The 10,808-nt window shown below is 66.7% G+C and carries 8 protein-coding genes and 3 pseudogenes; 4 read left to right on the top strand and 7 right to left on the bottom strand.

Annotation, left to right across the window (positions count from 1 at the left end; all coding sequences use genetic code 11):
• Positions 1 to 137 precede the first annotated feature (137 nt).
• From EET13_RS05725 to EET13_RS05740, 6 genes and pseudogenes are all read right to left on the bottom strand, one after another.
• Positions 138 to 1,019: a PGRS repeat-containing protein gene (locus EET13_RS05725; RefSeq protein WP_483237987.1), complete on the bottom strand. Its 882-nt coding sequence runs from the start codon at positions 1,017 to 1,019 to the stop codon at positions 138 to 140.
• Positions 1,020 to 1,139: 120 nt separating this feature from the next.
• Positions 1,140 to 1,382: pseudogene (locus tag EET13_RS32700) on the bottom strand (PE family protein); the annotation flags it as partial.
• A 128-nt stretch (positions 1,383 to 1,510) separates the two neighbouring features.
• Positions 1,511 to 1,723, bottom strand: a pseudogene (locus EET13_RS05730) (transposase); the annotation flags it as partial.
• Between the two features lie 246 nt (positions 1,724 to 1,969).
• Positions 1,970 to 2,119 carry a hypothetical protein gene (locus EET13_RS30210; RefSeq protein WP_168991236.1) on the bottom strand — a complete coding sequence of 50 codons (150 nt, stop codon included), beginning with the start codon at positions 2,117 to 2,119 and terminating at the stop codon, positions 1,970 to 1,972.
• A gap of 73 nt (positions 2,120 to 2,192) precedes the next feature.
• Entirely contained in the window at positions 2,193 to 3,368 is a 1,176-nt protein-coding gene (gene otsB, locus EET13_RS05735) for a trehalose-phosphatase (protein ID WP_122441389.1), read from the bottom strand.
• Between the two features lie 41 nt (positions 3,369 to 3,409).
• Complete coding sequence (locus EET13_RS05740) at positions 3,410 to 4,759, bottom strand: wax ester/triacylglycerol synthase domain-containing protein (RefSeq protein ID WP_122441386.1); 1,350 nt, start codon at positions 4,757 to 4,759, stop codon at positions 3,410 to 3,412.
• Positions 4,760 to 5,146: 387 nt separating this feature from the next.
• Here EET13_RS05740 and EET13_RS31210 point away from each other — a divergent pair, with 387 nt between their 5' ends.
• From EET13_RS31210 to EET13_RS05755, 4 genes and pseudogenes are all read left to right on the top strand, one after another.
• On the top strand, positions 5,147 to 5,464 hold the full coding sequence (locus tag EET13_RS31210) for a helix-turn-helix domain-containing protein (RefSeq protein WP_244603781.1): 318 nt from the start codon (positions 5,147 to 5,149) through the stop codon (positions 5,462 to 5,464).
• A gap of 6 nt (positions 5,465 to 5,470) precedes the next feature.
• Positions 5,471 to 6,225, top strand: a pseudogene (locus EET13_RS31215) (ISL3 family transposase).
• A 110-nt stretch (positions 6,226 to 6,335) separates the two neighbouring features.
• Complete coding sequence (locus EET13_RS05750) at positions 6,336 to 9,641, top strand: error-prone DNA polymerase (protein ID WP_211189029.1); 3,306 nt, start codon at positions 6,336 to 6,338, stop codon at positions 9,639 to 9,641.
• Between the two features lie 133 nt (positions 9,642 to 9,774).
• Entirely contained in the window at positions 9,775 to 10,419 is a 645-nt protein-coding gene (locus EET13_RS05755) for a nitroreductase family protein (protein ID WP_122441388.1), read from the top strand.
• A 12-nt stretch (positions 10,420 to 10,431) separates the two neighbouring features.
• On the opposite strand, the gene EET13_RS29840 is transcribed toward EET13_RS05755, so the two are convergent.
• Positions 10,432 to 10,808, bottom strand: a 377-nt coding sequence (locus EET13_RS29840; RefSeq protein ID WP_136623113.1) for a PE-PGRS family protein, incomplete at its 5' end; no start/stop codon positions are given.

A 10,808-nucleotide genomic window follows, 5' to 3' on the forward strand; every position in this document is an offset into this window, starting at 1 on the left:
CACGACGTTCGTTCCGTACCGCCCCACCCGCCGGCCCCGCCAGCGCCGGACCGCCCTGAGGCACCACCGGTGCCATGACTACCGGCGCCGCCGCCCCGCCGTTTCCCCCATTGCCGAACGTTCCGGCTTCTCCACCGTTACCGCCGTGAGCTCATAGGCCCACCAGTTGCGCCTGATACGCCGTGGCCATACAACACTCCACCCTTACCGCCGTTACCGGAGCTCTGGGTCCCGGTCCCGTCTGCTCCGCCGTTGCCGCCGTCGCCGAGGAGTCCGGCTGCTCCGCCGTTGCCGCCCCTGCCGCCACCGGCTGATCTGCCCACACCGCCGGCTCCGCCGTTGCCGCCGTTGCCGATAAGTCCGGCTGCTCCGCCGTTGCCGCCGTTCCCCCCCGTTCCGCCGTTGCCGCCGTTACCGCCTACTCCGCCGTTGCCGATCAATATTCCGCCTTCGCCGCCGTCACCGCCGACTCCGCCGACTGGGCCGGTTCCGCCTGCTCCGCCGTGGCCGCCGTTGCCGATGAGTCCGGCTGCTCCGCCATTGCCGCCGTTGCCACCGCCACCTCCGGCTCCCGGCCCGGTTCCGCCGTTTCCTCCGTTGCCGCCGTTACCCATCACGAGGCCACCTTGGCCGCCTTGGCCACCGTGGCCGCCGAGGTTGGGGATATGGGGACCATGGACCGCGGTTCCTCCGGTGCCGCCGTTGCCGCCGTTGCCAATGAGTCCGGCTGCTCCGCCGTTTCCTCCGTTGCCGCCGTGGCCGAAGAATCCCACGGCGCCAGTTCCGCCGTTTCCTCCGTTACCGCCGTTGCCGATGAGCAGTCCGCCGTTGCCGCCGTTGCCGCCGGTTCCGCCGGTGCCGCCGTTACCGCCGTGGCCGAAAAGTCCGGCTGCTCCGCCGTTTCCTCCGTTTTGGCCGGATGCGCCTGATCCGCCGTTGCCGCCGTTGCCCCAGAGCCATCCACCGGCCCCACCGTTTTGTCCGGTGCCATTGAGCCCGTTGGCGCCGTTGCCGATCATCGGACGTCCGATGAGCCATTCGCTGTCGGCGTTGGCGGTGTAGATCGCATTGTGCGCGGCGTTGTCGACCTCGGTGACCCAGTATTTCTCGGTGCTGCCGTTGAGCACGTCGACAAATGTCTGGTGCAGCCACTCATAGTCGCGGCTCAAGGCCTGCCAGGTTAGGCTCCGGTGGGTCAGTAAAACTGTTAGCGCTGCCGATACCTCATCAGCGCCGGCGGGCAGTAGCCCTGTGGTCGGGATGGCCGCATCAGCGCTTGCTTCGCTAAACACCGACCCGATGGCAGCTAAATCGGTTGCGGCATATTCCAATGCGTGCGGCGCAATGCTCACATATGACACGGCTGGTCCTCCTAGGGTCACCGATGTCGTTGCCTGGCAACGGGTATGGGCATTATGGTGGCGCTATCCGATCCCAGAGTGCGGCGAAGCCCACAGGCGCGGAGCAAAAGCGCTTGTTTGCGTGATCCTTCGTGGTGCAGTTTAGGCCGTCAGCGCGCGCTGGTCGGTGTTGGGGGTTCGGCTGCGCCGGCCAGTGCGGCGTGGGCGCGGGCGCGCACATCAAGGCCCAGGCAGCTGCGGCCTTCGATCCATTCGTCGTGCCGTTCAGCTAACATCGCGCCGACGAGGCGGATGATGGCGGTGCGGTCAAAGAAGATGCCCACGACGTCGCTCCGGAGCCGAACCTCTCGATTGAGCCGCTTTGAGTCGCTCCTTTATCCGGCCCTCGGGGTGGTGGTCATCCCGGTGTTGGGTTGCCGGCTTCAACATTCGAGTCGTTGGAGATGGTCGGGGACGGCATGGGCGCCGCGGTCTTGGCGGGCTGCTTCGTCGGCACAGCCGCGGTTGTCGCAGGTTTCGCAAATGTTGGCATCTGGGCAGGCAACGGCGGTTGGGTGGCGCGCGCAGTAGCCTTGCCCGACAAGGGTGTTCAACATCTCACTGATTAGTCAGCTGAGCTTGTCCGGCAGGATGGGTCGACCGACCGGGGTGAGAGTGTACTGGCGACGCATCTTGCCCATGGCGTCGTTGTAGGCGGGCGAGGCAAGGGTGGTGTAGCGGATCGTCATCTGTGGTGTGACCTGTTGGATCAACGCCATCAACGCTTGCATACTCATTCGGGCATTCGCGAACTCGGTAGCCCAGCGATTGACGGAAACCGACTGCCACAGGTTAGTTCACGCGGGCGTTGGTAAGCTGACGGGCCAACCGCGCAGTGAACTCGGCGACCCGCGCCGGACTGTCGAGTGCGAACAGCGCCGCCGTGGCCCGGTCACCATCTTCATTGTGCCGCACCACGATCGGCACCCCGTCGGGCCGGACGGCGTCGAACGCGTCTTCGTCGGTGATGTCATCACCCAGGTAGATCGGCACCAGGGAAGTTGCCGGGGGGGCAGTGCGTGAACGCAGGTGCTCGATCACCCAGCGCAGCGTTTTTCCCTTGTCCCAGTCGATATCCGGGCGCAACTCGATCACTTCGCGGCCGGTCGTCACCCGAAGCGCATCGCGTTGGCCGGCGGTGCGTACCGCCGCGGCGACGTCGCCGACGCGGTCTCGTGCCGCGTTGCGGTAATGCACGGCTACGCCAAACCTCTTGTGCTCCACCACAACACCGGGAATAGACCCGAGTCGCTCACGCAGCTGAGCGGCCGCCTGCTCGAGCACCGGTATGGCCACCGCGGCTGCCTCGTTCTGGTGATGTGTTCCGTCGGGTGCGGTCAGCTCGAAACCATGGCTGCCGGCATACCAGATCCCGGGGACGCCCAGCCGCGTTGTCACGTCGGCGAGGTCGCGGCCGCTGAGCACCGCGACGGGGCACTGCGCGGCCAGCTGGATGAGCGCCTCGGCCGCACCGGCGACGGGCCGGGCCGCGTCGGGATCGTTGACGATGTCGGACAGGGTGCCGTCGAAGTCGAAGAACACCGCGGGCCGGTGGGCGGTGAGGCCAGGTGCCTGCAGTGCGTCCGGAAGTTCGGACATGCGGCGGTCGCCGGTGCGTACCCTTACATCCCTCAGATCGGTGACGACGGCGTCGGCGCCGCAGTAACGCAGCGCACCGCCGTGTCCGTTCCGGTCGACCGCGATCACCAGCGCGAACCCGCTCTCGCGCGCCGCCGTGGCGCCGGCAGGGTCGACGGCGACGACGACGCACCTGCCCGGCCGCACCGCCAGCCGATTGGCCGCGTCGTTGAGGACATCTCGGCAATCACCGCTGGACGAAAACACCCCCCTACCGAGCCGGGCTTCGCGTAGCTGCTCGATCAGCGGCTCGGCGGAGTCAGCTGACGAGTCGAAAGAAGAGTCGAACAGGACCGCATCATGGCGGCGCGGGTCGATGGTGACCGACATCATCCCACCTTCTCACGGTGGTCAATGCCTCCGGATCGGGCTCAGCGGCGCACCGGGGACGCGGACGTGCGGCCGCGCGCACCGCCGGCCCGGGTACCGGCGGCACGCCTGCGGCGGTCCCTGGAGAACAGCAGAACGGAGTCTTGGCTGAGTGCCACCAGACGCGCCATCCCGAGCTCGATACCGGCGGCAAGTTGCGCGATGTCGGGCTCGGCGTCGTAGTCGGCGGTGATGCCGAATACCAGCTCGTCGCCGTAGCTCAGCACCGCGACCCCGGTGCTCAACTTCTGGGCGGTCGGTGGGATCGGCAGCAGCCGCTCCAACGTTTGGCTCATCAGCCGTAGCCGGTGGCGCGGCCCGGTCATGTCGGTTGCCAGAGTCACCACGCTGCGCGGCGAGAGCCGAGTCAACGCTTGAATCACCCTGACACACAATGAAAAAGGCGCGTACTGCGAAAGCCCTGCGGGGTTGTCACGGCCGTTCTGGCGGCCCAGGTGCAATTGGGCATGTACCGTGCGCAGTCGCTTGATCAGGTCTTCCTGCTCGACGGGCAGATACGGCAGTTGGGTTGCGATCTGCGGGTCGGTCTTGTCGAGAACCCGCAATGAGGCCGGACGCGGTTGGTTGCCGCGGTTCAGTAGCAGGGTCCGAACGCCCTCACTGATGGCCGTGAGCGCGACGTCGTCGGCCGTGACCCCGAACTTGCGGCACACCCTGTCGACGTCGACGAGCGGAACTCGCACTGTGTGATAACGCCGCATGGTGATCAGCGGTCCGGTCAACGACGTGCGCGCCACCGGCCAGGTCACAGCGCGGGCGGCCGTCTGGAACAGGGTTGTGGTGACGGCGGCGGCAGTTCGCCACAGCGCATCGGTCTGGCTGCGGGTGCCGGTGTGCGGTGCCGGAAGCGGTGTCACGGCAACGCGATTGGCGAATGTGTCGCTGTCGGCGTCATCGCAGAGGCCGGCGAGGAGCTGCGCGGCCGAGATGCCGTCCGCCATGCACGGATGAATCTTGAGCAGGATCGCCCAGCGGTTGTCGTTGAGGCCCTCGATGATCCAGCATTCCCACATCGGGCGGTCCACGTCCAGGGGACGGGTCAGGGCGTGAGCGATCGCCCGGAACAATTCAGCGTCGTCGCCCGGGCTGGGGAGCGCCATCCGTTGCATGTGCTGGGCCGGATCGAATCGCGGATGTTCGACCCACTCGGCCCGGAGCACCTGCGCGTATCGTGGTATTGATCGAAGCCGCTGGACCAGAACGTCTTTGAGTAGATCGAAATCAGGCACGACGCCGTTGACGACCGCCACCGCACCGGTCGCCAGGCTCGGGTGCCACTGCGAATCCCCAGCCTTGAGCAAGCCGGTGTCCAATGTGGTCAGTTGTGCCATGCCGGGTTCCCCACCGCCTTTGTGAATCCGTCCAGTATCCGTCGTGAACGCCCGGGTGCGCTAGGCCTGTCAGGTTAAGAACGCGCTTTTCGAGTTAACGAAGGGTTTACAGCGGCGAACGGGCGGCGGTGATCAGCCTCCTCGACAATCGAACAAACGTGGCGCTCCTCGGGTTGTGTGGGCGCCATTTCTGCTGTTCAGCGTGAAATGTGTTGTTGGCGACAGGGCTCGGCGTTTCGCCGGTCAGATGAGTAACGCGCATAGGTCTCCAGAGGTCTCCAGGTTTCGGGGTTACCACACCAACCTCGACCTGAAGGATCCGCAACGCGTGCGCGTTACAAGTGCATTTACCCGTCTGCTCAGAATTCGTGGCGCTCAATGTCTGCGGTGTCGATCACTGACATCGACGTCGAGGTGGTCCTGCGCCGTCGCAGTCGCCGGCTGCACTGCCCGCGCGGGCAGTTCGTGACCGCTACCTACGACCGCTGCAGTCGTCGCTGGCGGCATCTGGATCTGGCCACCCACCGATTGTGGCTGGTTTACGAGATCCGCAGGCTCCGGTGCCCAGACTGCGGGGTCCGCACCGAGCAGGTGCCCTGGGCACGGCCTGGGGCACGGCACACCCGCGACTACGAAGACACCGTGTTATGGCTGGCCGCCCGCACCGACCGCACCGCGGTGGCCACGTTGCTGCGCTGCGCCTAGGAGACGGTGACCGCGATCATCGACCGCACCGTCGATGAGCTGCTTGACTCACGCCGGCTCGAACAGATCTACCGCATTGGCATCGATGAGATCTGCTACCGCCACCCACACAAATACCTGACCATCATCGGCGATCACGGCACCGGCACGGTCATCGATGTTCAACCCGGCCGAGGCCTGGAATCTCTGAATGCCTTCTTACGACAAGCTCACCACCGATCAACGCGCCGATATCGAAGCGGTATCCATCGACGAAGCGACAGCCTTCGTTCCGCCACCCAAACCGCACTGCCCGAAGCGACGATCGGTTATGACCCCTTGCACGTCATGCAGTGGACCAACCGGGCACTCGACGAAGTGTTCTGCGCAGCGGTAGCCACCAACCGCGACGATTTCAACATGTCTTCGGGTCAATGGCGCAAAGCACGAACCGCGCTGCGTACCGGCGCTGAACGCCTCAAGCCCGACCGCCAAGAACTCCTCGCCACGATCACCACCCAAAACCACGACATCGGTGCGGCGTGGCGACTCAAAGAACAACTGCGCCAACTATTCTGGATCACATACCCCGCACGATCCCCACGCTATCTGCGTCGCTGGATCCAGCGCGCCGGCGACAGCGGATCCGCCCATTCGTCCACCTCGCCCGCCGGCTAGAAGCCCACTTCGACGGCATCATCAACACCATCAAACTCGGCCTGACCAACGGACTCATCGAAGGCATCAACCCCAAGATCCGCCCCATCAACGCCCGCGGTTAGGTACACCACACCGCCGAATCACTGGCCTCAATGATCTACCTCATGCTCGGCGGAATCAGCCAAAACTACCTACCCCGACAATCGAACAAATATTCGATAGACTGCTCGGCATGAGCTGGGGTAACGGGCCGCCTAGCTGGGCGGAAATGGAGCGGGTGCTGGACGGCAAGCCGCGCCATGCCGGTGCACCGGTTGCGGCCGAGCCGGTTGACGATGGCGGCTTGGAAGGTCCGTGGTCGCGCCGGCGGGGGACTTATATACCAAAGCCTGACGGTGACCGGGTTCGCGCGTCGGTCGCCTATGCCGAGCTGCATGCGCATTCGGCGTACAGCTTCCTCGACGGGGCAAGCACGCCGGAGGAGTTGGTGGAAGAAGCGGCCCGGCTGGATCTGCGCGCGCTGGCACTCACCGACCACAACGGCCTGTACGGGGCGGTGCGCTTCGCCGAGGCGGCCGCCGAACTCGACGTGCGTACCGTGTTCGGCGCCGAATTGTCGCTGGGCTCCGAAGCCCGCACCGAGCAGCCGGACCCGCCCGGCCCGCACCTGCTGGTCCTGGCCCGCGGCCCCGAGGGTTACCGACGACTGTCCCGGCAACTGGCCGCAGCCCATCTGGCCGGTGGTGAGAAGGGAAAGCCGCGCTATGACTTCGACGCGTTGACCGAGGCCGCCGGCGGGCACTGGCACATCTTGACGGGATGCCGCAAAGGCCATGTGCGCCAGTCGCTCTCCGAAGGCGGCCCGGACGCGGCGCAGCGGGCGCTGGCCGATCTGGTGGACCGGTTCGGTGCGCGCCGGGTCAGCATCGAACTGACCCACCATGGTCAGCCGCTCGACGACGAACGCAACGTGACGCTGGCCGGACTGGCGCCGCGCTTCGGTGTCGACGTCGTCGCCACCACCGGAGCGCATTTCGCCCATCCGTCACGCAGCTGGATGGCCATGGCGATGGGCGCGATCAGGGCCCGGCAGTCCCTGGATTCCGCGGCCGGGTGGCTGGCGCCGCTGGGTGGCTCGCACCTGCGGTCCGGCGACGAGATGGCCCGGCTGTTCGCTTGGCACCCCGAGGCGGTGACCGCCGCCGCCGAGCTGGGCGGGCAATGCGCTTTCGAGCTGGCGCTCATCGCGCCGCAGCTGCCGCCATTCGATGTGCCAGACGGGCACACCGAAGACAGCTGGCTGCGGTCGCTGGTCCTGGCGGGTGCCCGCGACCGCTACGGGCCGGCCGCCGCCGCGCCACGCGCATACGCCCAAATAGAACATGAGCTGAAAGTCATTGCCCAGCTGAAGTTTCCGGGCTATTTCCTGGTGGTACACGACATCACCAAGTTTTGCCGGCGGAACAACATTCTGTGCCAGGGCAGGGGGTCGGCGGCCAACTCCGCGGTCTGTTATGCCCTCGGCGTCACCGCCGTCGACCCGATAGTCAACGAGCTGTTGTTCGAGCGTTTCCTGTCGCCGGCCCGCGACGGCCCGCCCGACATCGACATCGACATCGAATCTGATCAGCGGGAAAAGGTCATCCAGTACGTCTACGACAAGTACGGCCGCGACTACGCCGCCCAGGTCGCCAATGTCATCACCTACCGGGGACGCAGCGCGGTGCGCGACATGGCCCGCGCGCTGGGCTTCTCGCAGGGCCAGCAGGACGCGTGGAGCAAGCAGATCAGCCACTGGAACGGGCAAGCCGCCGACATGGAAGGCATTCCCGAGCAGGTGATCGACCTGGCCACCCAGATCCGAAACCTGCCGCGGCATATGGGTATTCATTCCGGTGGCATGGTGATCTGTGACCGCCCGATCGCCGACGTGTGCCCGGTGGAGTGGGCCCGCATGGCAAACCGCAGCGTCCTGCAATGGGACAAAGACGACTGTGCGGCCATCGGTTTGGTGAAGTTCGACCTGCTCGGTCTGGGCATGCTCTCGGCGCTGCACTATGCGATCGATCTGGTGGCCGAGCACAAAGGCATCGAAGTGGACCTGGCCCGCCTCGACCTCTCCGAGCCGGCGGTATACGAGATGCTGGCCCGCGCCGACTCCGTCGGCGTGTTCCAGGTGGAGTCGCGCGCGCAGATGGCCACCTTGCCCAGGCTGCGGCCGCGGGTGTTCTACGACCTGGTGGTGGAGGTCGCGCTGATCCGTCCCGGACCCATCCAGGGCGGGTCGGTGCACCCGTATATCCGGCGGCGCAACGGCATCGACCCGGTCGTCTACGAACACCCCTCGATGGCGTCGGCCTTGCGAAAGACACTGGGAGTGCCCCTTTTTCAGGAACAACTGATGCAGCTGGCGGTCGATTGCGCGGGGTTTACCGCCGCCGAGGCTGACCAGCTGCGCCGCGCCATGGGCTCCAAACGCTCGACCGAACGCATGCGACGGCTGCGCGGCCGGTTTTACGACGGCATGCGCGCGCTGCACGACGCCGACGACGAGGTGATCGACCGGATTTACGAAAAGCTGGAAGCATTCGCCAATTTCGGATTCCCGGAAAGTCACGCGCTGAGCTTCGCCTCGCTGGTGTTCTACTCGTCGTGGTTCAAGCTGCACCACCCGGCGGCGTTCTGCGCGGCGCTGCTGCGCGCCCAGCCGATGGGTTTCTATTCGCCCCAGTCGCTGGTGGCCGACGCCCGCCGGCACGGCGTGGTGGTGCACGGTCCCGACGTCAATGCCAGCCTGGCGCACGCGACTCTGGAGAACGCGGGCATGGAGGTCCGGCTGGGGCTGGGCACCGTCCGCTACATCGGCGACGACCTCGCCGAGAAGCTGGTCGAAGAGCGAAAGACCAACGGCCCGTTCGCCTCTCTGCTGGACCTGACATTCCGGGTGCAGCTTTCCGTGCCGCAGACCGAAGCGCTGGCAACGGCCGGAGCGTTGGGCTGTTTCGGCATGTCACGTCGCGAGGGGCTGTGGGCGGCCGGCGCCGCCGCCACGCAGCGGCCGGACCGGCTGCCCGGGGTGGGTGCCCAGGGTGCTGATGGGTCGCGCATCCCGGCGTTGCCGGGAATGAGCGAGCTGGAGCTGGCCGCGGCCGACGTGTGGGCTACCGGCATCTCCCCGGACAGCTATCCCACGCAGTTCCTGCGGGCCGATCTGGACACCATGGGGGTGCTGCCCGCCGCCCAGCTGTTCAGCGTGCCCGACGGCGACCGGGTGCTGATCGCCGGTGCGGTGACCCATCGGCAGCGGCCCGGGACGGCTCAGGGGGTGACCTTCATCAACCTCGAAGACGAGACGGGGATGGTCAACGTGCTCTGCACACCGGGGGTGTGGGCGCGGCACCGCAGGCTGGCACACACGGCGCCGGCATTACTGATTCGTGGCCAAGTCCAAAACGCCAGCGGCGCAATCACCGTCGTGGCCGAGCGAATGGGCCGCATCAGCCTGGCGGTGGGCTCGAAGTCCCGCGACTTCCGCTAAAGCCCTGGTGCCGACTGTGAATCCTGTGACGTGACGCGCCGATCCGGCGTCGTGTAATTCACTTTCGGGCCAGCACGATGGCGGTGGCGTCGGGTCTACGTCTGCCGGGAAGGGCACTCGGTAGCCTCCACACATGACCCTCAATCTGACCGTCGACGAAGTTCTGACCACCACCCGCTCGGTCCGCAAACGCCTCGACTTTGACAAGCCGGTGGCGCGAGAGGTGCTCATGGAATGTCTCGATCTGGCGCTACAGGCGCCCACCGGGTCCAATTCCCAGGGCTGGCGGTGGGTATTCGTCGAGGACGCCGACAAGAAGAAGGCGATAGGCGACGTCTACTTGGCCAATGCCCGGGCATACTTCAGCGCACCCGCAGCCGAGTACCCCGAGGGAGACAGCCGCGGTGCGCGGATGGGCCGGGTCAGAGATTCGGCGAGGTATCTTGCCGAGCACATGCATGAGGCGCCGGTGCTGATGATCCCCTGCATCCAGGGTCGAGAAGATGAGTCGCCATTGGGTGGCGTGTCTTTCTGGGCCTCGCTGTTCCCGGCGGTCTGGAGCTTCTGCCTGGCGCTGCGCTCCCGCGGCCTGGGTTCCTGCTGGACGACATTGCACCTCCTGGGCAACGGCGAACAACAGGTAGCCGACGTGCTCGGCATCCCCTACCGCCAGTACAGCCAGGGCGGGCTGTTCCCGATCGCCTACACCAAGGGCACCGACTTCCGTCCCGCTCAGCGTTTGGCCGCCGAGAGCCTGACGCACTGGAACAGCTGGTAATTCGGCCCCGGATCAGCCCGGGTTGCCGTTGCGGCCAGCGCTGCCGTTGAAGGTGCCGCCGCCGAGGCCGGCCTTGCCGTCCGAGCCCGATGCGTTGGTACCGAAGGCGCCCGCGCCGCCATTGCCGGCTGCGCCGTGGGTGCCGCCACCGCCGCCGGTGCCGCCGCCGCCGGCAATGCCCGCGGTGCCCAGCTGACCGCTGAGCCACCCGCCACGACCGCCCATACCACCATGACCGCCGTCGCCCCCGTCGCCACCGGTTCCCCCATGACCGGCGTTGCCGCCGGCGCCGCCATTACCGCCGTCGGTCAAATAGCGTTCGCTGAATGCGGTGGCGCCGGGGGCGCCGGCGACACCGTCACCCCCGACGCCCCCGACGCCCCCGGCGC

Source organism: Mycobacterium attenuatum, assembly GCF_900566085.1.
In the GTDB taxonomy this organism is placed as follows: domain Bacteria; phylum Actinomycetota; class Actinomycetes; order Mycobacteriales; family Mycobacteriaceae; genus Mycobacterium; species Mycobacterium attenuatum.